Origin of the sequence: Micromonospora jinlongensis (assembly GCF_013410645.1) — a bacterium.
GTDB classification, from domain to species: Bacteria; Actinomycetota; Actinomycetes; order Mycobacteriales; family Micromonosporaceae; genus Micromonospora; species Micromonospora zamorensis.
This window is the reverse complement of the sequence record NZ_JACCHK010000001.1, coordinates 5,387,495-5,412,312: the sequence shown is the minus strand read 5'-3', so window position 1 is coordinate 5,412,312 and position 24,818 is coordinate 5,387,495. Positions and strand designations below refer to the sequence as shown.

The 24,818-nt window shown below is 71.3% G+C and carries 23 protein-coding genes, 1 tRNA gene and 1 other RNA gene; 8 read left to right on the top strand and 17 right to left on the bottom strand.

Annotation, left to right across the window (positions count from 1 at the left end):
* The first annotated feature begins 90 nt into the window (after positions 1-90).
* Together HNR22_RS24370 and fxsT are read left to right on the top strand one after the other, a co-directional pair.
* The gene (locus HNR22_RS24370) at positions 91-1,365 is read left to right on the top strand and encodes a TIR-like protein FxsC (RefSeq protein ID WP_179782284.1); all 1,275 of its coding nucleotides are present in this window, start codon (positions 91-93) and stop codon (positions 1,363-1,365) included.
* A complete protein-coding gene (fxsT, locus tag HNR22_RS24365) occupies positions 1,349-5,404 on the top strand; it encodes an FxSxx-COOH system tetratricopeptide repeat protein (RefSeq protein ID WP_179782283.1) in 4,056 nt (1,351 codons plus the stop codon). The genes HNR22_RS24370 and fxsT overlap by 17 nt, the downstream gene beginning before the upstream one ends.
* On the opposite strand, the gene HNR22_RS24360 is transcribed toward fxsT, so the two are convergent.
* The 8 genes from HNR22_RS24360 to HNR22_RS24325 form a co-directional block, all read right to left on the bottom strand.
* Entirely contained in the window at positions 5,373-7,283 is a 1,911-nt protein-coding gene (locus tag HNR22_RS24360; protein WP_179782282.1) for an HEXXH motif domain-containing protein, read from the bottom strand. The two genes, fxsT and HNR22_RS24360, sit on opposite strands and share 32 nt — an antisense overlap.
* Positions 7,280-8,458 (bottom strand): FxsB family cyclophane-forming radical SAM/SPASM peptide maturase, encoded by a 1,179-nt coding sequence (locus tag HNR22_RS24355; protein WP_179782281.1) that lies wholly within the window; start codon positions 8,456-8,458, stop codon positions 7,280-7,282. Before HNR22_RS24355 ends, HNR22_RS24360 begins: the two co-directional genes overlap by 4 nt.
* Positions 8,459-8,481: 23 nt before the next feature.
* Positions 8,482-8,655 (bottom strand): FxSxx-COOH cyclophane-containing RiPP peptide, encoded by a 174-nt coding sequence (gene fxsA / locus HNR22_RS24350; RefSeq protein ID WP_088946343.1) that lies wholly within the window; start codon positions 8,653-8,655, stop codon positions 8,482-8,484.
* Between the two features lie 274 nt (positions 8,656-8,929).
* A complete protein-coding gene (locus tag HNR22_RS24345) occupies positions 8,930-10,006 on the bottom strand; it encodes a hypothetical protein (protein ID WP_179782280.1) in 1,077 nt (358 codons plus the stop codon).
* A gap of 76 nt (positions 10,007-10,082) precedes the next feature.
* Entirely contained in the window at positions 10,083-10,733 is a 651-nt protein-coding gene (locus HNR22_RS24340) for a response regulator transcription factor (protein ID WP_179782279.1), read from the bottom strand.
* Positions 10,730-11,977 carry a histidine kinase gene (locus HNR22_RS24335; RefSeq protein ID WP_179782278.1) on the bottom strand — a complete coding sequence of 416 codons (1,248 nt, stop codon included), beginning with the start codon at positions 11,975-11,977 and terminating at the stop codon, positions 10,730-10,732. The genes HNR22_RS24340 and HNR22_RS24335 overlap by 4 nt, the downstream gene beginning before the upstream one ends.
* A gap of 55 nt (positions 11,978-12,032) precedes the next feature.
* Positions 12,033-12,539 carry a hemerythrin domain-containing protein gene (locus tag HNR22_RS24330; protein ID WP_088946339.1) on the bottom strand — a complete coding sequence of 169 codons (507 nt, stop codon included), beginning with the start codon at positions 12,537-12,539 and terminating at the stop codon, positions 12,033-12,035.
* A complete protein-coding gene (locus tag HNR22_RS24325) occupies positions 12,536-13,516 on the bottom strand; it encodes an aldo/keto reductase (protein WP_179782277.1) in 981 nt (326 codons plus the stop codon). Before HNR22_RS24325 ends, HNR22_RS24330 begins: the two co-directional genes overlap by 4 nt.
* A gap of 76 nt (positions 13,517-13,592) precedes the next feature.
* On the opposite strand from HNR22_RS24325, the gene mgrA reads away from it, so the two are divergent.
* Positions 13,593-14,582: an L-glyceraldehyde 3-phosphate reductase gene (mgrA, locus tag HNR22_RS24320; RefSeq protein ID WP_179782276.1), complete on the top strand. Its 990-nt coding sequence runs from the start codon at positions 13,593-13,595 to the stop codon at positions 14,580-14,582.
* Positions 14,583-14,678: 96 nt separating this feature from the next.
* Here mgrA and HNR22_RS24315 read toward each other — a convergent pair whose 3' ends face one another.
* Entirely contained in the window at positions 14,679-15,254 is a 576-nt protein-coding gene (locus HNR22_RS24315; RefSeq protein ID WP_218906667.1) for a TetR family transcriptional regulator, read from the bottom strand.
* A gap of 111 nt (positions 15,255-15,365) precedes the next feature.
* Here HNR22_RS24315 and HNR22_RS24310 point away from each other — a divergent pair, with 111 nt between their 5' ends.
* Together HNR22_RS24310 and HNR22_RS24305 are read left to right on the top strand one after the other, a co-directional pair.
* Entirely contained in the window at positions 15,366-15,794 is a 429-nt protein-coding gene (locus HNR22_RS24310; protein ID WP_179782274.1) for a DoxX family protein, read from the top strand.
* Positions 15,795-15,988: 194 nt separating this feature from the next.
* On the top strand, positions 15,989-16,900 hold the full coding sequence (locus HNR22_RS24305; protein ID WP_218906665.1) for a Kelch repeat-containing protein: 912 nt from the start codon (positions 15,989-15,991) through the stop codon (positions 16,898-16,900).
* Positions 16,901-16,963: 63 nt separating this feature from the next.
* Here the strand turns inward: HNR22_RS24305 and HNR22_RS24300 are convergent, their stop codons facing one another.
* Positions 16,964-17,887 carry a lytic polysaccharide monooxygenase auxiliary activity family 9 protein gene (locus HNR22_RS24300; protein ID WP_179782272.1) on the bottom strand — a complete coding sequence of 308 codons (924 nt, stop codon included), beginning with the start codon at positions 17,885-17,887 and terminating at the stop codon, positions 16,964-16,966.
* A 124-nt stretch (positions 17,888-18,011) separates the two neighbouring features.
* On the opposite strand from HNR22_RS24300, the gene HNR22_RS24295 reads away from it, so the two are divergent.
* Positions 18,012-18,134, top strand: coding sequence for a 50S ribosomal protein L36 (locus HNR22_RS24295; protein WP_030490864.1), 123 nt, complete (start codon positions 18,012-18,014; stop codon positions 18,132-18,134).
* Positions 18,135-18,304: 170 nt separating this feature from the next.
* Entirely contained in the window at positions 18,305-18,565 is a 261-nt protein-coding gene (locus HNR22_RS24290; RefSeq protein WP_179782271.1) for a YciI family protein, read from the top strand.
* A 73-nt stretch (positions 18,566-18,638) separates the two neighbouring features.
* Here the strand turns inward: HNR22_RS24290 and HNR22_RS24285 are convergent.
* Both HNR22_RS24285 and HNR22_RS24280 read right to left on the bottom strand, forming a co-directional pair.
* Positions 18,639-18,711: transfer RNA gene (locus HNR22_RS24285), tRNA-Ala, on the bottom strand.
* An 88-nt stretch (positions 18,712-18,799) separates the two neighbouring features.
* Positions 18,800-19,390 (bottom strand): YqgE/AlgH family protein, encoded by a 591-nt coding sequence (locus HNR22_RS24280; protein WP_088946335.1) that lies wholly within the window; start codon positions 19,388-19,390, stop codon positions 18,800-18,802.
* Positions 19,391-19,711: 321 nt separating this feature from the next.
* On the opposite strand from HNR22_RS24280, the gene mdlC reads away from it, so the two are divergent.
* Positions 19,712-21,307, top strand: a complete 1,596-nt coding sequence (gene mdlC, locus HNR22_RS24275; RefSeq protein WP_179782270.1) for a benzoylformate decarboxylase — start codon at positions 19,712-19,714, stop codon at positions 21,305-21,307.
* A gap of 9 nt (positions 21,308-21,316) precedes the next feature.
* Here mdlC and HNR22_RS24270 read toward each other — a convergent pair whose 3' ends face one another.
* The 5 genes from HNR22_RS24270 to smpB form a co-directional block, all read right to left on the bottom strand.
* Positions 21,317-22,273 carry a hypothetical protein gene (locus tag HNR22_RS24270; protein ID WP_179782269.1) on the bottom strand — a complete coding sequence of 319 codons (957 nt, stop codon included), beginning with the start codon at positions 22,271-22,273 and terminating at the stop codon, positions 21,317-21,319.
* 39 nt (positions 22,274-22,312) lie between these two features.
* On the bottom strand, positions 22,313-22,858 hold the full coding sequence (locus HNR22_RS24265; RefSeq protein ID WP_246380998.1) for a hypothetical protein: 546 nt from the start codon (positions 22,856-22,858) through the stop codon (positions 22,313-22,315).
* Between the two features lie 171 nt (positions 22,859-23,029).
* Positions 23,030-23,707 carry a hypothetical protein gene (locus HNR22_RS24260; protein WP_179782268.1) on the bottom strand — a complete coding sequence of 226 codons (678 nt, stop codon included), beginning with the start codon at positions 23,705-23,707 and terminating at the stop codon, positions 23,030-23,032.
* A 73-nt stretch (positions 23,708-23,780) separates the two neighbouring features.
* Positions 23,781-24,156, bottom strand: a transfer-messenger RNA (tmRNA) gene (gene ssrA, locus HNR22_RS24255).
* A 104-nt stretch (positions 24,157-24,260) separates the two neighbouring features.
* Positions 24,261-24,740 carry an SsrA-binding protein SmpB gene (gene smpB / locus HNR22_RS24250; RefSeq protein WP_007455863.1) on the bottom strand — a complete coding sequence of 160 codons (480 nt, stop codon included), beginning with the start codon at positions 24,738-24,740 and terminating at the stop codon, positions 24,261-24,263.
* Positions 24,741-24,818: the final 78 nt, after the last annotated feature.

Below are 24,818 nucleotides of genomic sequence, written 5' to 3'. Positions count from 1 at the left end.
CTCCGCCGTTACGGCCGCCGGAAATGGCCGTGGCCGACGGGGTCACGGCCCGGCCATCCGATGGTCAACCTCTCCCGGCGCGGAGGTGCGGTGCTGTACTTCTTCCTCAGTTACGCGAGGGGCGACGAGGACGCACTGGTCCAACGTCTTTACGAGGATCTCAGCGCAGAGGTACGGCTGATCGCGGGTCTGCCCCGCGACGAGCGGGTGGGTTTCGTCGATCGCACCATCCTGCTGGGCGAGCGGTGGCCGCAGCGGCTGGTCGAGGCGCTGACCACGTGCCGCTCCTTCCTCGCTCTGATGACACCGAGATATTTCCAGAGCGAGCCCTGCGGCCAGGAATGGCGGATCTTCGCCGACCGCACTGCCCGCTACGACCAACAGAACGGGGTGGACAGCTCGCTCCTCAAACCGCTGATGTGGATCCCGGCCCGACCCGGCCGCATCCATCCGGTCGCCTCCCCGCTGCAATATTCCTCCCACAGCCTGGGCGACCTCTATCAGCGGTTGGGGGTGCGGCAGCTGATGCGACTGCAACGGCACAGCGACGACTACCGCACATTCCTTTTCGAACTGGCCAACCAGATCGTGTCCAGCGTGGAGGAGCATCCGCTGCCGGAGGGCCAGCGCACGATCGACCTGCGCGCCACACCCAGCGCCTTCCACCAGGCACCCGGGCAGCTCGCGGCGGACGTCGACCAGTTCGCGCCGATGCTGGTCCACTTCATCGTCGCGGCCTCGCACCGGGACGAGATGAGCACGGTACGCCAGTACGTGACCACGTACGGCAACCATGCGTTGGACTGGGCACCGTACGGGCCGCCGCTGCCCGACCCGGTCGTCGACTACGCCCGTGAGATCGCAGCCGACCACAGCTACCGGTCAACGGTGGTGGACCTGACGGAGCTGGCCCGACGCGCCGAGCAGGCCGCCCGCTACAACCAGATCCTGGTGCTGATCGTCGACGCCTGGCTGACTCGCCTGCCCGAGCAACGACAGTCGCTGGCCGCCCACGCCACTGCTTCCCTGCGCGACGGTGGCACCACGGCGGTGCTGATCCCGAGCAGTCGCGACGACACGGAGACCCGGGAGCACTGGCAGTCACTGTCGCGCGCGTGTCGGGAGATCTTCGACGACCTGGCCTCGGACGACGAGCTCTACCGGTCCAACATCCTCACCCACCGCGCCTTCCAGGAGGAGCTGCCGGAGGTCCTGGAGGTCGCTCGTAACCGGGTGTTCAGCCGAGGAGCGGTGCACCGGCCCCCCAGCCTCGCCACGGACACCCGACCACCACGCATCGACGGGCCCTGGGGCGCGGAGGGCGACGACACCACACCGGAGGACGGCCGTGACGACGAGCGCTGACCCGGGCATCACCGGCGATGGTGTCGAGGGTCGAATCATTACGTTCTACTCGTACAAGGGTGGCACCGGCCGCACCATGGCACTCGCCAACGTCGCCTGGATCCTGGCCGCCAACGGCTACCGGGTGCTCGCGGTCGACTGGGACCTGGAATCCCCTGGTCTGCACAAGTATTTTCACCCGTTCCTCCTCGACAAGGATCTGCGGACGTCGACCGGGGTCATCGACATGGTCCGCGACTACGCCGAGGCAGTCGTTCGACCGTTGGAGGAAACCGAGGACGAGGACTGGATCGGCAGCGCCGCCGACGTGCTGCACCACGCCGTCTCGCTGCACTGGGAGTTCCCCGCTCCCACCTCGGCCGTCCGGCCTTCCGCCGGTCCGATTCCGCCGGGCAGCCTGGACCTGTTGCCAGCCGGCCGACAGGACACGGCGTACACCAAGGCCGTGAGCACCTTCGACTGGCAGGCGTTCTTCGAGAAGCTGGGCGGCAACAGCTTCCTCGACGCACTGGCCGCCAGCATGCGGGACAACTACGACTACGTGCTGATCGACAGCCGCACCGGTGTCAGCGACGGCGCGGGCATCTGCACCGTCCGGCTACCCGACGTCGTGGTGACCTCCTTCACGCTCAACGACCAGAGCATCGACGGAGCTGCCGGCGTCACCCGCTCCATCATCCGGCAGCGCGGCGACCGACCGGTACGGATCCTGCCGGTGCCGATGCGGGTGGACAACGCCGAGCAGCTCAAGTTGGAGGCGGGCCGGGACCACGCGCGTCGCCGCTTCGCGCCTCTGCTCCCCCGGACTTCCGTGGAGGAGAGCGACAGGTACTGGGGCGAGATCGAGATCCCCTACCAGCCCTACTACGCGTACGAGGAGATCCTGGCGGGGTTCGGCGACCGGGCCCACCATGAGCGCACGCTGCTCGCCGCGTACGAGCGGCTGACCAAGGCGATCACCGAGGACGCGGTCGACAGCCTGCCGGCCATGGTGGATCGGCTTCGCCGTCAGTGGCTGGCCAAGTTCGAGCGGCAACGCATCTCCGGCGAGACCCCGGACGTGTTCGTCAGCTACGTGTCCCTCGATCGGTCGTGGGCCGAATGGGTCAGCGACGAGCTCCGGTCGGCCGGGCTGCGTACGGTGATGCGGGAGGTCGACTTTCCGGCCAGCCCTGGCGGGGGGACGTCGACGGCCGCTGGTTTCAAGGACGCCGCCCGGCTGGTGGTGCTGCTGTCCCAGGAATACATGCAGTCGTCGAACGCCAGCGAGTTGTGGTCCCAGGCCACCACCTACGAGTCGGGCAGCGGCGGCAACTTCCTGGTGCCCGTCCGGCTGGACAATTCCCGGGCGCCGGCGGTGTTCCTGGAGCGCGTTCCGGTGGACCTGGTGGGCGCCACGCAGGAGGAGGCCGCCAGGCGCCTGCTCGAGGCACTGGACCATCCCGCCCGTCCGGCGACCGACCCGGAGGGTGCCGGGCAACGACGGCGGTTCCCCGGCAACGAGCCGCCGGTCTGGCGGGTGCCGTTGCCGCGTAACGTCCAGTTCGTCGGGCGCAGCCGACTCCTGGAGGAGATGCGCGACTGGCTGTCGTCGGCCGAGGCCCAGCACACCCCGCTCGCGTTGCACGGTCTGGGTGGTGTGGGTAAGAGCCAGATCGCTCTGGAGTACGCCTACCGCTTCCGCGCCGAGTACGACGTCGTCTGGTGGATCTCCGCGCAGCAACCGAGCGTCATGCGGCTCGCTCTGTCCTCGCTCGCCGACCGGCTGGCGGACATGGCGGACACACCCCTCGGAGGCAACGTCGCCGAGCGGGTCCAGTGGGTGCTGGACGCCCTGCGCCGCGGCGATCCCTTCCGCCGGTGGCTGTTGGTCCTCGACAACGCCGACGAACCCGCCGAGTTGCACGATTTGATGCCGCAGGGGCCCGGCCACGTGCTCGTCACCACGCGCAACCACCTCTGGGCACGGCACGCCCGCAGCTTCGAGGTGGGTGCCTTCGACCGCGCGGAGAGCACCGCATTGTTGCGGCGGCGAATCCCACGCCTGCCCCTGTCGGATGCCGAGATGGTCGCTGACCGCCTGGGCGACCTGCCGCTCGCCGTCGAGCAGGCCGGAGCATGGCTCGCCACCACCGGCGAATCGGCCGCCCGGTATCTGCAGCGACTGCGCCGGTATCTGCCAGGCATGCTCTCCGACGAGCTCCCCACCGACTATCAACAGACCGGCGCGGAGCCCTGGCTCGTCTCACTCGAGAGCCTGCGGGAACGCAACCCGGCGGCGGCGAAGCTGCTGGAGGTCTGCGCGTTCTTCGCCGCCGAGCCGATCCCGATGTCGCTGCTCTACGACGACAGTTTCATCAACGTGCTGCTCCCCTACGATCCCTCGGTACGGGATCCCCTGCTCATGGGGCGCGCGCTGCGGGATGTCGGCCGGTACGCGCTGGCGCGAATCGACAGCGTGCGCGCTGGCGGGCGCGGCCGTACGCAGGACCATGGTGACGACGGCAATCAGGCCAGCCTCCGCATGCACCCACTGGTGCAGGAACTGATCCGGGAGTCCCTGTCCGACGAGGCCAAGGCGGAGAACCGGCGTCACGTGCACGCGATCCTCGCCGCCGCCAACCCGAAGGACCCCGACCAGCCCCGCAACTGGCCGATCTACGCGGATCTCTGGCCACATCTGCTGCCGTCGAAGACCCTCAACTCGCCCCAGCCGGAGGTCCGACAACTGTTGCTCGACGTGGCCCGCTACATGTGGACCCGGGTCGACTTCGGCACCTGCTCCGAGTTGGCCGAGAAGGCGATCGAGGCGTGGCGGGCGGAGCATGGCGCTGACGACCCGCCGACCCAGATGATGCGCTTCCACCTCGCCAACGCGCTTCGCCTCGAGGCGAAGTACCAGGCCGCGTACGACATCGATCAGGACGTGTACCAGCGGCTCTCCGCCACGCTCGGCGAAAACCACGAATACACGGTGATCGTGGCGGGCAGCCTCGCCGCGGACCTGCGGGCGCTCGGGTTCTTCGAACGGGCGCGCGAGTTGGACACTCGCACGGAGGAGCTGGCCCGCGAGGTGTTCGGCGAGGAACACTCCCGTGCGCTGATCGCCGCGCACAACCTGGCCCTGTCGCTCCGGCTGGTCGGCGATCTGCGCGGGGCGTTGCGGCTCAACGAACGCACGCTGGCCCGCCGCCGGGAGACGCTCGGTCCGATGCACCCGTACACCCTCTTCTCCGAGGGGCAGTACGGCCGCGACCTGCGCGACACCGGCGACCTCACCGAGTCCCGCCGGGTCCTGGAGGCAGCGGTGGAGGCCGACCGGGAGGTGCTCGGCGAGGAGGACAGCGAGACGCTACGGGTGACCAAGAACTACGCGGTGACCCTCCGGAAGTTGGGCGAGTTCGAGCGGGCCCACGCGTTGAGCGCGGACGTGCTGGTCCGTTCCCGCCGTCGGCACGGCTCCGACCATCCGGACGTGCAGGCCGCCGCGATGAATCTGGCCTGCGACGAGTCCGCTCTGGAGGACGACGCGGGCGCGCTCCGCCGGGCACGCCCGGTGTACCGGTGGTATCGAGACGCGATGGGCGAGGACCATCTGTTCACCCTGGCGTACGGCAACAACCTGGCGATCTTCCTCCGGAAGGCCGGGGATCTGGAGGCGGCCTTCACGCTGTCCGACGAGGTCGTCAACCGTTTCACCGAACGGGTCGGCGCCGATCATCCGTACACGCTGGCCGCGAACATCAACCTCGCCAACTGCTGGTACGGGCGTCGGGAGTTCGCGGCGGCTCTCGCCGCCGACCAGGACTGTTACGAGCGGGCGCAGCGCATCCTCGGCCCGTCCCACCCGGACACCCTCGCGGTGGCGAACAACCTGGCCACCAGTCTGAGTGTCGCCGGAGACCACCGAGGTGCCCGCGCTCTGCGTGACACGGTGATGCCCCTCTTCCGCCGCGTCCTGGGGGACAGCCACCCGAACACCATCGCCCTGGTCGAGGCGAACCGCCTCAACTGCGATCTGGAACCGCCACCGACGTAGCCGACGACGCGCCGTCGTGCTCGATGCCCGCTGCCGCCACGCAGGTGACCGGAGCCAGCCAGCGGGCCAGTTCGAGTGGATCCTCCGGGTGCCCGGCCGCGCGCAGCCGCCGGTACACCGCACGGCACAGCTCCGGGTCGGCGCCGCCGGTCTTCTCCGCCGCCGTCAGGCGCTGCTCGGCGAGGGCGAGCCCGACCCAGGCGGAGAGCTGCTCCGGATCGGCGCACACCTGCCCGCGGTAGCTCTCGCGGGCGGCCAGGTCATCCCCGGCGGCGAGGGCGAGGTCACCGTCGGACGCCGTGGGCAGTGCGTCGACGAGGCGTTCCGCGCCGGTGCGCAGCCGCATGAACCGCTCCGGATCGCTCAACCGCAACCGCACCAGGTCGAGCCGTGGGCTGAGGCTCAGCCATCGGCCGTCGGCCGGTTCCACCCGCAGCGTGACGATGGTGGCGGGGCACGGCAGGCCGGCTGTGCGGGCGGCGGCGAGCTGGTGGACGGCGTCCGGGTCCGGCCGGCGGTTCCGCAGTCGCCAGACCGTCCAGTGGTCCTCGGCGGCCTCCCTGGCGAGCTCGGCCGCCACCGGGTCCACCGGGTCCCGCCAGTCGTCGATGACCCGCCGCAGGCCGGCGACGAATTCGCGGCCGGCCGCGGTCAGACGGCCGAAGGACTCGATGTCCGCGCAGGTGCGGGACACGCGGTCGCGCCAGCGAGCGAATTCCACCTCGGCCAACCGGGCCGGGCCGCCGCTGCGCAACGCACGACGCGCCCGCCAGAACTCGGTCACCGCGATGAAGGCGTAGACACCCTGGAGGACGGCGCCGAGAGGCCGCGGATCGTCGCGCCAGGGGGCGTAGTAGTAGCGACGGTCGTCGCGGTCGTAGAGGGGCTCGACGTCGATCGTCGCACCGAGCTTGGCGTGCTGGAACTCGTGCAGCAGGCCGAGCGCGAACGCCTCCCCGTCGATCGGACGGGTCATCGAGACCGACCCGAAGGCGTCCATGCTGGTGACGTTGACCCCTGCGCTGACCGAATCGGCCAGCAGCGGCACGAGGCAGCGCAGGCCCTCGGCGATCGCCTCGGCGTGCCGACGGTGGTGGCGCACCAGTATCGGCCACGCGTCGTCGAGCAGCCGTTGCCACTCGGCAACCTCGGCGGGTGTGAGCCGGTCCGCGGCGCACAGCTGGTGCCGGTCCCGGTACGGGTCGAGATCGTCGAGAGTGATCCGCAGCGTCAACCCGTCGGCGGTGCTGCACAGTCGGTGCAGGCCGGACCATCCGTCGGTCTCCGCACCCGGCCCGGCGTCCGGCGGAGGAGCCAGCGACACCGTGACCGGCCCGACCAGGAGCTGCGACCCCGCCCGTCTGATGGTCACCCGCCGCGCGTCCCCCACCCGCGCGAGCCCGAGCGTGGGCAGGTAGACGGCCCCGTCGCGCGGTGTGACGCTGAGCTCGAAGTCCATTCCGGCCCGGAGGGCCGCCACCGCGGCGATCGAACCGAGCGGGGTCAGCTCGGCTTCGGCGGCCCACTCGGGTGCCGCCTCCACCACCAACCCGCCGGTCGTCCGGCCGACCGCTGCGGCGGACGCCGAACCGGACGGCGTCGGCGTACGCAGTCGGCGTAGCGCGGTGGCCAACCAGGCACCGGTGTGCGGCAGGGCCAGCACCGCCGGCCCCGCCTCGGGCGACCGGTCCGCCGCCGTGGCCCACAGCGCGAAGTGTCGGGCGGTCTCCTCCGTAGCGGCCGTGTCGAGGAGCGCGCGCAGCTGAAGCATGCGTTTGCTCACCTGACCGTCACGCAGCAGACGGATCGTCCGCCGGTCACCGAGGCCAGCCGCGAGCGCCGCGAGGTCGTCGGGGGCGAGCCGGTGGTATCCCGTCACGACCGCTCCCGGGGCATGGCTGCCAGGTCCGCTCGCAGGCGTCGTTGCACGTGGGCGATGAGCAGCAGAAGATCGGGGCAGTAGACGGACGGGTTGGTGAAACTTCCCTCCCGGTACCGGTGGGGATAGTTGCCGGCACCGCAGACGCGGTGCACCGGGCACGCTCGGCAGGATGCGGCGAGCGCCTCGACTCCCACCTGGCGGGCGATGACGGCGGGGTGCCGCAGCACGTCGTCAAGGGAGTCGGTGAAGACGGTCAGGTCGGTGCCGACCGCACCGGGGTAGGTGGAGCGCAGGGTGTCGACCTGCTCGTACGCCCCGTCGGTGTTGATCACCACGGCGGCCACCGGGCTCAGCCCGAGGGACTCGGTCCGGCTCCGCCCTCCGAACAGCAGATTGATGAGTTCTTCGAAGAGACGCACCCGGGTCAGCCGGGGTGAGGTGTCGTACCAGGCATCGAAGGCGGCCGCCAACCAGGTGCCGTAAGGGCTCGGGCCGTCACCTCGCCGCGGCGGCGGCGCCTCCCAGTTGGCGTGCGGGAGCAGGAAGTCCACCATCGGCGGCCGGTACGACACCAGCGTCTCGTAGGTCTCTCGGGGATCGGCGGCGAGGTCCACGACGCAGAGCACACCCGCGTACGAGTCGGGCCGCTCGGCGAGCAGGCGCAGGGCCCGGTCGACCTCGTCGTAGCTGCTGCGGCCCGACGCGTACCGGCGGTGCCGGTCGTTCGACGTCCGGTCTCCGTCCAGACTCACGCCCACCCGCACCCGGGCGTCGGCCAGCAGGGAGAGGGCGCGCGGAGTCAGGAGGGTGCCGTTGGTCTGCACGCTGACCTGGGCCTGCGACGGCGCGACCGCCTCCCGGAGCCGGTCCGCCATCCGGGCCAGGTTGGGGGCGCCGACCAGGAGCGGTTCACCACCGTGCAGGACGATCCGCACATCGGTCTGGTCGTGGGCGCGGACGTGTTCACGTATCCGCTGGCAGGCGTGGTCGAAGATCGCCGGGGCCATCAGCATGGGGTCGGAGAGGGCGCTGCGGTCCGCCAGTTCGTACATGTAGCAGTAGTCGCAGGCCAGGTTGCACCTGCTGTGGACCTTGAGGATGAACTCCGAGAACGGGACGGGCCGTGGGCGGGCGGCGACGCCGCCCTCGGCTACCGTGACGGTCCCCGTCATGCCGCGCCCGCCGCCCGGCATCCTCACATCGCCGAGTTCCACCCGGCGACCGCCTCCTGCGGGCGGTCGATCTCGTCGAGGATTCGGCGTAGCGAGTGGGCGAACACCGACTGGTCCAACTCCTGAAGATCAGCCAGGCTCACGTCACTGAGATCCACGAGGGTGCCCTGCGGTGCGCCATCGGTCGTATCCATCATGATCCGTCCACCCGCGAAAAGGACTCGCGCCCGAGTGAGCAATGAATTGTGCGGAAACCGCCGGGCCGAGACCCGTCACGTAACGCCGACCCCGCCGACGAACCGGGTCATCCTAGCGGCCTCACGCTGATTGCGCGGTGGGTCGGGCGGGTCATCCGGTTCAACGCCAGAGTGCGGTCCGCAGACATTGTTCTCGGCCATCCGGCCATCCAAAATCCGGCGTCCGGGCGGGAAGGACCATCGATCCGGTGACCGGCCGCGGCGACATGTCGGATCAACCCCGACCGCAGCGCCGGCAGGCTCCGCGGCGGCGCAGGTGGTACGCGTACGTGGCGACGCCGAGCGCCACGCCCCACAGCGGCCAGAGCAGCATCGGTGCCCCGGTCAGGCTGAGCCCGCCGGTGAGTTCCCAGAACCTGGGGTTGCTGAGCAGTCCGAACGAGGCCGCGGTCACCGCGATGGCGACGAGGGTGGCCGGCACCACGGCCAGCGTCACCGGCACCCGACGACCGGCCACGCCGAGCATCCAGCGGGGGAACCGCTCGCCCCAGCGCTGCACCAGCCCGAGGGTGAGGATCGCGCCGACGGTGGCGAACGCGCCCAGCCCGAACCCGGCCCACACCAGCCCGCTGTCCTGCATCTCGGTGAGGAATTCCCGGGAGATGCCGAGCGGGATGCCGGCCGCCCAGGCGAACCGGGTCAGCGCGTACGTGAACGGGATGACGGCGGCGATGCCGGCGGCCCACCGGCCCCAGCGGGCGGCGGCGGCCGGGGTGGTCCACCCTCGGTCGGTGTGGCCGCGACCGCAGCCCACGCAGGCCGCGGCGGTGCGACGCTGCCAGGCGAGCACCGCCCCGGCCAGCAGCAGCCCGCCGGCCAGCGCGGCGAACCGGGCGAACAGCGCCCAGTTGAAGATGTCGGCGTAGTCGACCGGCGGCCAGCCGAACGGCGCACCGACGATCAGTATCGGCAGGTAGCCGAGGACGAGCAGCACCCGGACGTCCGGCACGACCACGGCGAGGACGAACGCCACCGCCCAGCCGTAACCGGCGAGCAGCGTCCGTAGCGGGCCGGGTGGGCGTACGGCGGGGCGGCTCATGGCCAGTGCGGCCACCGCGGCGGTCAGCAGTACGCCGGCGAAGAGCGGGGTGGCCAGGTCCACCGGCACCAGGCGCAGCAGGTTGACGTCGCCGCCGTTGTGGTCGTTGGCGCCGAACGGGTAGCCGGCGCCGGTGAGGGTGCCGACCAGGGCGAGCACACCCCACAGGCCGAGCCAGCCGGCGGCCAGTGGGGCCAGCCGATCGGGCCAGCGGGAGTCGGATCGAGGCGGGGAGGCAGTGATCGTTGTCATGCTCACAGCCTCGACGGACGCCAGCCGGATTCCCTCCCGGCCGGCGGTGAACCCGTTCCCCCGGTGGAGGGACCGTTCAGCCGGACGGGGTGACGAAGCCGGACTCGTAGGCGGCGATGACCGCCTGCGTACGGTCGCGGACGCCCAGCTTGGCCAGCACGTTGCCGACGTGCGTCTTGACCGTCTCCACGCCGACCACCAGGTCCGCGGCGATCTCCGGGTTGGACCGGCCGGTGGTCATCAACCGCAGCACCTCGGCCTCCCGGTCGGTGAGTCGGGCGGCGCGCAGCTGGTCGCCGCCGGCCGGCCCGTACGCCCCGACGAGTTGGCGGATGGCGGCCGGGAAGAGCAGCGACTCCCCCGCCGCGACCACCCGGACGGCCTCCACCACCTCGGCGGGTCGGGCCCGTTTGAGCAGGAAGCCGGAGGCGCCGGCGCGCAGCGCCTCGTAGACGTACTCGTCGTTGGCGAACGTGGTGACCACCAGCACCCGGGGTGGGTCGGCGGAGGTGGCCAGCAGGTGTCGGGTGGCCTGGATGCCGTCGATGCCGGGCATTCGCACGTCCATCAGCACCACGTCGGGTCGGTGCCGGGCGACCAGCGGCGGCACCTCGGCGCCGTCGGCGGCCTCGGCGAGCACGCTCAGGTCGGGTTGGGCGTCGATGATGGCCCGCAGCCCGATCCGGATCAGCTCGTCATCGTCGACGATGAGCACTCCGGTGGTCATCGCGTCTCCTCGTAGGGCAGGCGGGCCCGGATCAGCCAGCGGTCACCGTCCGGCCCCACGGTGATTCCGCCGCCGAGCAGCAGCACCCGCTCCCGCATGCCGTCCAGGCCTCGACCGCCGCGCCCCGGATGAGCCCGCTCGGGGCGGCGGCGCATCCCGTTGACCAGCTCCAACTCCAGCGCCCCCGGGTGCAGGTCCAGCCGCAACGTCACCGGCCCCTCGCCGTACCGGGCGGCGTTGGTCAGTCCTTCCTGGACGATCCGGTAGCCCTCCCGGGAGACCGCCGCGGGCACTCGCGCCGGGTCGCCGACGCGATGCGCGTGCACGGCCAGCCCGGTCGCGCGGGCGTCGGTGACCAACCGGTCCAGGTCGGCGAGCGTACGCTGCGGCGCCACCACGGGTCGGTCGTTGCCGCCTTCCCGGAGCAGCCCGAGCACGTGGTCCAGTTCGTCCATCGCGGTCCGTCCGGTCTCCTCGATGGCGGTGAGCGCCCGCCGGACGAACTCCGGGTCGGTGTCGAGGACCTCGCGGGCGGCCCCGGCCTGGAGGGTGGCCACGGTCAGGGCGTGACCGATCGAGTCATGCAGCTCCCGGGCCAGCCGGTTGCGTTCGGCGAGCCGGACGGCCTGCGCCTCCAGGGCGGCGATGCGCTCCGCCGGGGCGGGGCCGAGCAGCACCGGCGCCATCGAGCCGGCGAGCGCGCCGAGGCCGGCGACGGCGTACCCGAGGCCGACCAGCAGGGCCACCCCGCTCAGGGTCAGCCAGCCGCTGTCCCGCCCGTCCAGCGGCCCGAACCGTTCTCGGCTGGTCAGCTCGGTGCCGATGCCGAACTGCTGGGCGATGAAGGCCAGTGCCATCGGCAGGGCGCTGAACAGCGCGACCATCACCAGCGCGCCGACGATGAGGTGGGTGGCGATCCAGAGCGCGCTGCGCAGCCGGGTCTCCCGGTCGGCCGTGTGCCCCGGCGCGGGTTCGGGCAGGTCGATGCCGAGCAGCGCCCGTACGGCGGCGATCTCCAGAGCCCGGCTGCCGTCCAGCAGCAGCGGCACCACGGCGATCAGCGCCGCGATCACCAGCAGCGCGTAGACCAGTGGGCGGGGGATCTCCGAGTCGGCGAGCAGTTGGGCGAAGGTCACCACGAGGACCCCGTACGGCAGGGCCAGCACGCCGCCGAGCAGCAGGAACACGCCGCGTCGCCAGGTGGTGCCGGCGACCAGCGGGGTCAGCACCGCTCGGAGGGTCACCTCGTCATTCTCATGCCGGAACCAGGATCGGCGACTCCCCCGTGCCGGGGAGATCTCAGCGGTGGTCGGCCACGTACTGCTGCGGGTCCTTGTCGCGGAACGGCAGGTTGCGGCCGTTCTTGTGCTCGCCGTAGAAGGTCAGCCAACGTTGGCCCAGCTCGGCGCGGAGCTCGGTGCTGGCGTGCCGGCGGAAGTCGGGCAGCGCCTCGTCCTCCTCCTCGGCGAGGTGCTCGCTGTTCTCCCGGCGGGCGGTGCCGACCGCCTCCCACCACTGCTCCGAACCGACCGGGTGCAGCTTCGCCTCGGCGATGGCGTCCCGGATCTTGTTGTGGTCGCCGATGGCGTCGGCGGTCTCGTCCTCGCCGTCGTCGCCGTGCTTGACCAGGTGCGGGTAGAGGATCGCCTCCTCCGCCTCGGCGTGGATGTCCAGGTGCAGGGCGAGAGCGTCCCAGATGGCGAGCATCTCCTGCTCGTCGCGGGCGTCGTCGAGGCGGGCGAAGCCGCGCCGGAAGGCGGCGTGGTCGTCCAGGATCAGTGCGGTGATGTCGTCCACTGTGCTCACTTCTCCGTTGGGCTGGCGAACCGGGCACGCACCATCGCCGGCATCGCGGCGAGGCCGGTGACCGGGCGGAAGCGTTTCGCGGTCTCGGCCAGTGCCGCGTACTCGTCGTCGGCGAGGTCGATGTCCGCGGCGGCGGCGTTGCGTTCCATCTGTTCCACCCCGGAGGCCCCGGGTATGGCGAGCACGTTCGGGTGTCGCAGCAGGTAGGCCAGCGCGATCTGACTGGGGGTGGCGTCGTGCGCGTCGGCCACCTGGCGCAGGGTGTCGATCAGGACCGCGCCACGTTCCAGGTTTTCCGGCAGGAAGTACGGGTTGGCCCGCCGGACCGCCCCGCTCGGCGGATTCTTCGCGTCGTAGCGGCCGGAGAGAAAGCCCTGCGCCAGCGGGCTGTACGCGATGACCACCCGACCGGTCTGCCGCGCGTACGGCAGCAGGTCCTGCTCGGGTGCGCGGTCCAGCATGCTGTAGCGGACCTGGTTGCTGAGCACCCGCCGGCCGAGCGCCGCCTCGGCGACCTGCCAGCGGCGCAGCCCGTAGTTGCTCACCCCGACCTCGCCGACCAGCCCGACGTCCTGCAACGCCCGCATGCCACGCATGGTCGTGTGGTCGGCGACGAGTGGGTTGGGCTGGTGCACCTGGTAGAGGTCGATGCTGGTGACGCCGAGCCGGGCCGCCGAGGCGACCGCCCGCTGCTGCACCACCGCGGCCACCGGCAGCACCGGGAAAATCTTGGTGGCGACCACCATCTTGGGTCGGTCGTCGCCGAGGGCGGCACCGAGGATCCGTTCGCTGCGCCCGAAGCCGTAGATCTCCGCGCTGTCGAAAACCGTCACGCCCAGCTCCACGGCCCGCCGGACGATCTGCGCCGCCTGCTTCTCGAAGGCCGGGCCGTAGCCCCATTCCCGCGAACCGAACTGCCAGGTGCCCAGCCCGATCTTGGACAGCGGTTTGGGGGTGTCGAGAGCAATGAAACGCATGGCGTCGAAACTACCCCGATGTCCTGGTTCACACGCGTGATCCCCGGCAGCGCGGGCCAGAGCTAGGCTCACGATCGTGACCTACCTCGCCGCGGATGACCGCTACGACTCCATGACCTACCGGCGCAGCGGACGCAGTGGCCTGCGGCTGCCCGCTGTCTCCCTCGGGCTCTGGCACAACTTCGGCCCGGACCGCCCCTTCGAACGGCAGCGCGACATCGTCCGGCGCGCCTTCGACCTGGGTGTCACCCACTTCGACCTGGCCAACAACTACGGCCCGCCGCCCGGTTCGGCGGAGGAGAACTTCGGCCGGATGCTCGCCACCGACCTGAGGGCGTACCGGGACGAGCTGGTCATCTCCAGCAAGGCCGGCTACCTCATGTGGCCCGGCCCGTACGGCGAGTGGGGCTCCCGCAAGAACCTGATCTCGTCTCTGGACCAGTCGCTGGGCCGGATGGGGCTGGACTACGTCGACATCTTCTACTCGCACCGGTTCGACCCGGACACCCCGCTGGAGGAGACGATGGGCGCGCTCGACGCCGCCGTCCGCTCCGGCAAGGCGCTCTACGTCGGCATCTCGAACTACAACTCCGAGCAGACCGCTCGGGCCGCCGCGATCCTGCGCGACCTGGGTACGCCGCTGCTGATCAACCAGCCGTCGTACTCGATGCTCAACCGCTGGACCGAGTCCGACGGCCTGCTCGACACGCTGGAGCAGGTCGGCGCGGGTTGCATCGCGTACAGCCCGCTGGCCCAGGGCCTGCTGACCGACCGCTACCTGGGTGGCATCCCGGCGGACTCCCGGGTGCGCACCAGCGTCTTCCTCAACGAGAGCGACCTCAGCGAGGAGAAGATGGCCACCATCCGAGGGCTCGGCGCGGTCGCCGAGGGGCGCGGGCAGTCCCTCGCGCAGCTGGCGCTGGCCTGGGCCCTGCGCGACCCGCGGATGACCAGCCTGATCATCGGGGCGAGCAGCGTCGAGCAACTGGAGACCAACATCGCCGCGCTCGACAACCTCGACTTCACCGCCGACGAGTTGGCCGAGATCGACCGACTGCTGGGCTGAGCGCCCGCGATACCGCGATACGACGTTGGCCGGCACCCTTCCCGGGTGCCGGCCAACGCGGTTGTTGGGCAGGGTGTGCCGGCAACGGCTTGACGGTTATCGCGCGTCGTCCCGCCTCGCCGCGGCCAGGACCCGATCGACAAGGTCTTCGACGAAGGGCCGATCCGCCGGTTGAGCCTGGAAACCCGCGCGCACGAGCACCCCGCCCACCAGGAGCGCCAGCGAAGGCTCGACATCCTCGGCCCGCAGGTGAGAGCGGAGCGCCGAGTCCAGCGACCGGGTCCCGGCCGCGTAGAGCCGCTCGCGCAGCTCATCGACGATGGGGTCACTGCCGGCCCGCTCAAGGAGCCCGCCGAAAACCCTGACGAGGTGCTTGTCGGCGAGGTCCTGCCCGAAATCGAGCAAGCCCGCTATCAGGTCGTGGCGTAGGTCGCCGGTCAACTGGGGGTGCCCGACCGCGGCACACATCTGATCGACCGACGCCCGAACCAGGTCCAGGCGCGTTGGCCAGTGTGCATAGAGAGTCGCCTTGGAGTAGCCCGCCCGGTGCGCGACCTCGGCGTGGGTCACCGCCGCCCAACCCTGCTCCAGGAACAGCGCCGTGGCCGCGTCGACGACATCCCGTCGGGTCCGCTGAACCCTCGGATCCACGTTGTCGGCTTCCTGCTCCACGACCACCAACCCTACCGAACAGCCAAACCATCCGACAACTTCTGAACGTCTTGTCTATTACTGAACGACTAGGCTAGGTTCGGAGACATGCTTACCCGAGAGGAACTCGTGATGACCGACCCTGCACAAACGCTGCGGACACCACCCGTCAGCGCACTCACCATCGGCCTGTGGGTCGCCCAGGGAGCCCTCGCGCTGATCTTCGCGGGCGGCGGCGTCTGGAAAATAGTCACGCCCATCGAGCGGGTCGCCGAGGCGTTCGCCTGGGCAGGCGAGGTCCCACCGGGCCTGTTCTACGCGACCGCCGCACTCGACATCCTCGGCGGGATCGGCGTGCTCCTGCCCTCGCTCACCCGGATCAGGCCCGAAGTGACAGTGCTCGCGGCTCTCGGGTGCGTCGCGCTGCAAGCCTCCGCGATCATCTTCCACCTCTCCCGGGGAGAGGCCGCGGACACGCCCGTCAACGTCCTGTTCATCGTGCTCGCGCTCTTCGTCGCCTGGGGTCGCCACTCGAAGGCCCCGATCGCGCCTCGGGCATGACAGACCGCACCACCGAACCGTCGGCCACTACCCACTTTGGAGCAAAATTGAAGAGGAACTATCGCATCGTCGCGGCGACGTTGGCGGCAGCTGCGTTGTCCGTCGCCGGCCTCGGGCAGGTGCCGTCGGCCGGCAGCGCGTCGGCAAAATCACCCGCCGGCCACGATCGAGCTGTGTGGAGCGACAGGGAGCCAATGAACACGGCACGGGCGGAGGTAGGGGTGGCCGCGCTCGACGGCCGCGTCTATGTCGTCGGTGGCACCGTGCAGAACGGCGACGAGCAGCCAACGTGGGCGACGACCCTGGTGACCAGCTACGACCCGCGTACGGACCGGTGGCGGCAGCACGCGCCCCTGCCGCGCCCCCTCACGCACGTCGGTGTGGCCGGGCTGAACGGAAAGTTGTACGCCTTCGGCGGCTTCACCGACATCGTGCACATGCACCCGCAGCAGGTGGCCTACGCCTACGACCCGCTGCGCGACGCCTGGAGCCGGCTGCCGGACATGCCCCAGAAGCTGGGCTCGGTCGGCGTCGCGGCGGTGAACGGAAAGCTGCACCTGCTCGGCGGACGGGACTCCCACACCGTCGTGACCCTGCCGGATCCGCCGATCTCCATGGGGTACGGCACCGTCCGGACCCACCTGACGTACGACCCGGCGCGGCGCAGCTGGTCCACGGCCGAGCCACTGCCGGTCGAGCCGCGCGACCACGCGGGAGTCGCCGTCATCGGCGATCGCGTACACGTGTTCGGCGGCCGGGTCGCCGACGGGGAGGACAGCCTCGCACGCCATGACGTCTACGACACTCGGACCCGACGGTGGAGCAGGGCAGCCCCCTTGCCGACGCCCCGCTCCGCCGGAGCCGCAGTCGTGCTCAACGGCCGGATCGTGTACGCCGGCGGCGAGTGCAGGCCGGACGAGACCACCTACGACGACGTGACGGCGTACGACCCCCGCAAGGACCGCTGGACCACGCTGTCGCCGTTGCCGCAGGGCCGGCACGGATTGGGCGCCGCCCGGGTCGGCGATCGCGGCTACTTCGTGGCGGGGGCGCTCACCTGCGGCGGCGGGGCAAGCGCCGACACGTTGGAGCTGAACCTCAGGTGAGACCGGCCAGGTGCGGTTCGATCGGCACCTGGGCTGAACACCGCCGGGCACGGGCGGCGTCGGTCACCAGATCCGACGCCGCCCGGCCCGGTGGTTGCGTACCTCGCACTGCCGGCCCACTGGTGCGGCGGCGCCGCGACGTCGCCGGCCCGCGCCGATCAGCAACAGCAGCAGGACCAGCGCGACGGCGGCGCCGGCCAGCACCGGCCACCGGCCGCCGAGGTTCGTCACCGACGCGACCGGCACGCCCGGGTCGGCCGCCGCCACCACCGCCGTGCCGCTCGGCGCCGACCCACTAGCAGCGGTACGCGGCGCGCTCTTCGGCGCGGTGGCCTTCGACGAAGTGGCCTTCGACGCGGCGGCCCTGGCACCACGGAACACCACGTCCGAGCAGGAGTAGTAGGTGTCCGGGGTGCTGGAGTTCTGCCAGATCGTGTAGATCAGGTGCCGACCGTCGCGACCCGCCGGCAGCCGACCCGCCAACTGGTACGCCCCGCCCCGCACCGGCGGGTCCTTCATCGTCAGAAACGGGCGCGCTTCCAGATCCGCCCAGGTCAACGGCGCGCGGGGGTCGTAATCGGGCTTGGTGACGTAGAGCCGGAAGGTGCCCCGGTGCTCGATCGTCGTCCGGTACGTGAAGGTGAACTTCGCGCCGGTGGTCAGCTCGGTGCTCGGCCAGTCGGTCCGGGGCAGATCCAGCCCCCGGTACGCGGACAGCCCACCGCTGCACAACTCACCGTCCGGGATCCGTTCCCGGTCCCGACCGTTGATCGCCGCGACGCGCACGTTGTCCCATTCGCGCACCGCCGCGCCCGCCTGGACCGCCGCCCGGCAGGCGCTGGTGGCCGCGTACCGGCCCTCGGGCCCGCAGGCCGCCGCCCGACTGACCGGGTTGGTCGGGGCGCCGTGTGCGGCGGCGGGCGTGGCTGCCAGCGGCACGGTCGCGGCAGCGACCAGCACCATGGCGAAGAGCCGGCGTACGGGCATGAGGATGACCTCCGCCCACTGGTACGGCCAGCGGGCGGCAAAGGTTCGACGGCTGGCCGACGGGAATCCGGCGGGTGGGTGCGGCGTTTCGATACTCGGAACCGCTTGCACCGAGGAGGCAGACATGAAGGTACGTAGCTCGTTGCGTGCGCTGAAGCAGAAGCCGGGTTCGGTGGTGGTCCGCCGTCGCGGCCGGGTGGTCGTGGTGAACCGCGCCAACCCGCAGTGGAAGAGCCGCCAGGGCTGACCCAGCCCGCACCGGACATACAGTCGACAAACGCCCTGACCGGGGACATCCGGTCAGGGCGTTTCGCGTGCGGCGGGTCAGGCGGGCGCACCGCCAGGTCGGTGCGGCGGCGGTGGTGCGGCGCATCGACTAGGGTGCTTTCCGAAGGATCGGCCCCAGGAGGAGGAACCGTGTTCATCGTGGAGCTGTCCTTCGGCGACGAACCCGACCGGCTCGCGGCGCGGCCGGCGCACCGGGAGCGCCTCCAGGCGCTGCGCCAGGAGGGCCGGTTGGTCATGGCCGGGCCGTTCCCCGACGACTCCGGCGCGCTCCTGATCTTCGACGTCCCGGATGCCGAGGCGCTCGCCGCGACCCTCGCGGAGGACGCTTACTACCGCACGCCCGGTGTGACGATCATCAGCCAGCGGGAGTGGTCACCAATCGTGCGCTAGGCGCCAACCCAGGCCCGGCCGCAACGGAAAACGCCCTGACCGGTTCATCGCCGGTCAGGGCGTTTCACAAGGGTGGAGCCGAGGGGACTCGAACCCCTGACCCCCACACTGCCAGTGTGGTGCGCTACCAGCTGCGCCACGGCCCCTTGCTGTTGTCCCGGTCGCCCGGGCACTGGGAAACTATACACAGACCGGCCCGCATGGTCATCTCGCGGGGTCCCCCGCCGAGCCGGGTCAGTTGAGCGCCACGTCCGGCGGGAAGTGCGCGACCGCGGCCATCATCCCGCCCTGCCGGCGCAGCACCATAGGCCACAGGTCGTCGGGCCGGTCGACGAAGGCGTCACCGGGCAACGCGTCCAGCAGGAACCACGAGCCGTCGGCGATCTCCTGCTCCAGCTGGCCGCTGCCCCAGCCGGAATAGCCGGCGAAGACGCGGATGCCGCCGATGCTCTCGCGCAGCCGCTCCGGGTCGACCGAGAGGTCGATCGTGCCGACCGCCCCGGAGACCTGGTGGAAGCCCTTCAGCCGGCGCATCGGGTGCCGCATCCGGGCCAGGCAGATGGCCGAGTCGGGCTGCACCGGGCCACCCTCGAAGAGCACCGCCGGGTGCCGGGCCAGGTCACTCCAGTCGCCGAGCACCTCGGCCACCGGCACCTCGGTGGCGCGGTTCAACACCACGCCGAGCGCACCGCCCGGCTCGTGGGCGACCAGCAGCACCACCGTACGGTCGAAGTTCGGGTCCTTGAGCGCCGGAGTCGCGACCAGCAGCCGCCCGGTCATCGACTCCATGGCTCGTCCGCCGATCGCCTGACCCTCTCCCTGCATCCCACCCACCCGTCAACCGTGAGCCGGCGCCGGGGATCGGTCATCTGCCGGATCCGCCCGGTGCGCCGGGATCAGCCGCGCTGTCAACGCCATGCCTGGCACCATAGCCTGCGTCCCGGGTGCTGGCTAAGGTCTGAACGGCGGGTGATCGGACAGTTGAGACGGAGTGTCGATGACCCGACCGTGAACCTCCTGGTGATCGAAGGATCCGGACCACCCACGGCGGGGAAACGCCCGAAAGGTCCGCCACATCCCGATAGATTCGGCTGATCGGGAGGGCGACCGCGGTCGTCCCTGCCCGCAACACGGAGGCGGGTGGCGATGGCAACGGTCCGGGACGCGACATACGACGTGCTCCGCACCCTCGGCATGACCACGGTCTTCGGCAACCCCGGCTCCACCGAGGAGCCGTTCCTGCGGGACTTTCCCGCCGACTTCCACTACGTCCACGCGTTGCACGAGGCGACAGCGGTGGCGATGGCCGACGGGTACGCCCAGGCGACCGGGCGACCCGCCCACGTCAACCTGCACACCGCACCGGGCACCGGCAACGGCATGGGCAACCTGGTCACCGCCTGGCACAACAAGACCCCGCTGATCGTCAGCGCCGGCCAGCAGACCCGGGAGATGCTGCTGCTCGAACCCCGGCTGGCCAACCGCCGACCCACCGAGCTTCCCCAGCCGTACGTCAAGTGGGCCTACGAGCCGGCCCGGGCGCAGGACATCCCCGCAGCGGTGCTGCGGGCCTACGCGACGGCCGTGCAGCCACCCGCCGGGCCGGTCTTCCTCTCGCTGCCGATGGACGACTGGGCCCAGACCGCCGACCCGCCGCCCGCCCCGCGCTCGGTGGCCACCCGGTTCGCGCCGGACCCCGAGCGGTTGGACGAGTTCGCCCGGATCCTCGCCGGCAGCCACAACCCGGTGCTCGTGTACGGGCCGGGGGTGGACCGCTCCGGAAGTTGGTCGACGGCGGTCGCGCTGGCCGAGCGGCTGGCCGCACCGGTCTGGTCGGCCCCGGCCACCGAGCGGGCCGTCTTCCCCGAGGACCACCCCCACTTTCGCGGTGTGCTGCCGTACGCGATCGGTCCGCTGGCCGAGGCACTGCGCGGGCACGACACGGTGCTGGTCGTCGGTGCCCCGGTGTTCCGCTACTACCCGTACGTGCCGGGCGGGCACCTGCCCGACGGCGCCCGGCTGCTGCACGTCACCGACGACCCCGACGAGGCCGCCCGCGCCCCGGTCGGGGACAGCCTGCTCGGCGATCCGGGGCTGACCTTGGCAGCGCTGGTCGAACGGGTGCCGACGGCCGACCGGCAGCCGCCACCACGGCGGGACGCACCGGCACCGCCCGAGGTCACCGCTCCACTGAGCGCCGACGCCCTGTTCGCCGCGCTGGCCGCGCACTGGCCGGCGGACGGCGTGCTGGTCCAGGAGTCACCATCCAATCTGTCCGCGCTGCGCCGTCAGCTCAAGATCAGTCGCCCGGCGTCGTACTTCACGATGGCCAGCGGAGGCCTCGGCTACGGCCTGCCGGCCGCGATCGGGGTGGCACTCGCCGAGCGGGACACCGGGCGCGGGCGACCCGTGGTGGCGGTGATCGGCGACGGCTCGTTCCACTACTCGGTGCAGGCTCTGTGGACGGCCGCGCGCCTCGCCCTGCCGGTGGTGGTCGTCGTCCCGGTCAACCAGCAGTACGCGATCCTCAAGGCGTTCGCGGAGCTGAAGGACACTCCCGGGGTGCCTGGCCTGGACCTGCCGGGGTTGGACATCATCGCAATCGCGGCCGGCTACGGCTGCGTCACCGAGGTGGTGGAGACCCCCGACCATCTCGGCGCGGCACTCGCCGCCGGGCTGCGCGCGGACCGACCCACCGTGCTGGCAGTGCCGATCAGCACCGACGTGCCCAACCTCCTCTGAGCCGGCCGGTCAGCGCGAGGCGATCGACAGCGCGGCGCCGGTGGACACGTCCAGCACCGGCCGAGCGCCCAGCGGTGCCGCGAGGGTGACGGTGACCGGTTCCATCTTGAGCAGGGCGATGCACTCGCCGGTGCTCCGGGTGACACTGCCGCCGACCACCACGACGTCCGGCCGTTCCCACACCAGCGGTGTGATCGCGGTGTCGCAGGCACCGACACCGAGCCGCACGGTCAACCGGGCACCGTCGACCGCCGCGAGGTCCTGAGCGGACACCAGCCCGTCCGGCAACGGCCCGGCCGGCGCGGTGGGCTCGGGCACCCGGCTGACCGCCGTGGGTGCGACGGCGAGCCGAGCCACCGGCGTGGCCAGCTCCTCGACGGTGAACAGCCAGGCCGGGACCTGCGCCTCACCCCGGCTCGTCCGGACCGGCACGGTGCCCAGCGTGACCCCGGTGACGGTGAGCGGGAGGCAGGCGGTCTGGGCCGTGCTGGTGGCCCACCCATCCGGCCCCGGTTCGACGGTGGGTCCGCCGGGGGTGGGCAGACCCGGCCGCTTCGGTCGCCCCGGGCAGGGTAGCGGGTCACCCTGGTCAAGCTCCTGGTACGCCTCGGCGGCGCTGACCAACGGCAACGTCAGCCGGCCGTCCGGGAACCGGATCTCACCGCCGACCCGGGTCGGCGGAATCGGAACCTGGGTGCGGTACCACCCGGCTCGGAAGGCCGCCTCGGTGTCCGGGGTGAAGCGCGGGTCGCCGGTCAGCACTGTCGGCCCCTCCAGGGGGACGTACCCCGTGCGCCAGTCGGGCCCGGGCTGCCACGCCTCGGCGACCCGGGCAGCCCGCTGGTCGAAGGCTTCGGCGCGATGCGGCGTCGGGTTGTTGGGCCCGTCGGCCGGGCCGGCGCCGGTCTGGGCGCAGCCCGCCACGAGCAACAGCGGGAGTACGAGCAGCAGGGTCGGTCGACGCATGCCCGGTTCGACGCGTCCGTCGACTCTCCGGTTCCCGGCTCAGGTCTCGCCACCCAGATCCGTCTGGTACGCCTCCCAGAGCAGATTGGCGCCGCGACGCCGATGCCGGACCAACCTCCGCAGCAGGTGCCCGGCCCAGTGCCGCAGCTCGTCCGGGTGCGTCTCGGGCTGCTCAGCGCTGCGCTGGACCGCCAGGATCGCGGCGACGATCGCCGCGTGTTCCCGGGTCAGCAGCCGCACCCCGTGGTGAAGCCGCGGCGACTGGGTGAGCAACTCCCGGTAGAGCCCGGCGGGGCCTTCGGTGATCCGGACGTGCTCGGCGAAGCCCTGCCCCACCGGACGCAGGCGCAGCAGGACCTCGTCGCGCCAGCAGGGACCGGTGGCAGCGACGGCCCGACCCAGCGCGTGCACGTCTCCGGCGAGCCCGGCCGGGCGCGGCTCACCGGGCAGCCCGACAGAAGGTGGCTCACCCGGCCGCCCGACGGTAGGTGGCTTGGCGGGGTGACCGGCGGGATCTGGCTCGGCGGGGTGACCGGCGCGCGGCCGGACGACGAGTGACGGCTGCTGGACCGGACCGGTGACCATGGCACCTCCCGCGCGGCGCGCTGCTATCCCATACCGCGATGGTGAGCCTGCCCGGCCCACCGTGTCCAGGGCCACAGATCGGCTCATCTGCCCCTTTCACCCCAGCGGCCTCACCGGCACCACTGGTGGGGCTCCGAGACTCCCCAGCCGTCCCTGGAGAGGCCGGGCCAGCTACTCAGCCAGCGGCTGTGCGGCGAGACGGCGCAGTTGGTCGGCGACGGTGTGCGCGTCGTCGCGGCCGTCGACCGGACGGCCCGTCGTGATCGCGTCTGCCAACGCCCGCAGCTCGGGCGGGGGCAGGCTACCCAGGCCCATGCCGCGCAGCGCGATGGTGACCCGCCGGTTGCTCGCCCGGTCGGTGGCGACGATGGCCCGTAGCCGCTGTCCGATCATCGGGGTGTCGTCCTCCCCCGTCCCGCGATAGGACAGCTTCGCGGTGTCGATACGGGCGGTGGCGAGGTCGACGGTGCGGGTGGTGAACGCCCCTCGCACCCGGGCCCGGCTGCCCTCCAACCAGGCGGCCGTGCGGAGCACCCGCAGCACCAGGTAGACGCCGAGCAGCAGGAACGGCAGGCCGCACAGCCCGATGAGCGGTACGGAGTTGGATTCCGCGCCGGCACCGGAGTCCCGCAGCGCGGGCGGCAGCATTCCCGGCGGGAGATCGCGGGCCTCCTCGTAGGAGGCGAACGCGTCCCCTGGACCGGCCAGCCGACGGAGCAGCCCGCCCGCGATCAGGGGCAGCGCCACGAACGCGGCACCGATGGTCGCGACGAAGACGCCGGACAGCACCGCCGCGGTGCGCTGACCCGGTGACGCGCCGACCGACAGGCGCAGCTCCTGGTTGGTCACAGGAGGCAGCGTAGAACTCCCTTCGACACAACGAAGCGCCCCGGCTGGTGGGCCGGGGCGCTTCGCTTCGAGGTGGTGGAGGTGCCGGGAATCGAACCCGGGTCCTTCGCCGGTTTGTCAGGGCTTCTCCGAGCGCAGCTCGCTGTGCCTCTACTCGGCCCCACCGCTCACGCGAGCAAGTTGGTGTGACGGGCCCAGTCGCTGATTAATCTCGCCGCACGGACCCCGCGACCGGGTCCGATTGGCCAGCCTCCTAGCTGATGCCGGCTACTGGGACGAAGGCGTTCCCAGGCCGACAGACTTAGCTACTCGCCTCAGGCGGCGAGAGCGAAGTCAGCGCGATTTTGCTTGGCGCTTATAAGTTTCCGACGACCGATTCTCGAGACGACGTCGGCTTCCTCGGCTCGCTTCCCCTGTCGCTGCGTACGAAGTCGAAACCAGTCACCCCCTCGACAGGCCGCCGATGTGGCGGCACTGACAAGACTAACGCCTGCCGCAACCGCTTTCATCCCGAGGCCCGGGCCGGCGCGCCAGCTCGGACAAACAGGATGAATCAGTCGTCCATCCCCTTACCTCGCCGGCCGGACACCCGGGCGATCTCCCGGTCCGCGTCCCGCTTGGCGAGGTCCTGACGCTTGTCGTACGACTTCTTGCCCTTGGCCAGCGCGATCTCGACCTTGGCCCAGCCGTCGGAGAAGTAGACCTGCAACGGGACGATCGTCAGACCGCCCTCGCGGGTCTTGCCGAGAAGCTTGTCGAGCTCGCCCCGGTTGAGCAGCAGCTTGCGCGTACGCCGGGGCTCGTGGTTGGTCCACGTGCCCTGGGTGTATTCCGGGATGTGCATGGAGTGCAGGAACAACTCGTTGTCGCGCTCCTGTGCGAACGCGTCGACCAGCGACGCGCGCCCGGCCCGCAGCGACTTGACCTCGGTGCCGGTCAGGGCCATGCCCGCCTCGTACGTGTCGAGGATCGCGTAGTCGTGGCGGGCCTTCTTGTTGGAGGCGACCACCTTGCGCCCCTTTTCCCGTGGCATCGGTGCCACCCCCTCTCCTGGATCGCCCGTGGCCGGGCTCACCCCGGCCGGACAACCGATCATGCTACCCGAATGACA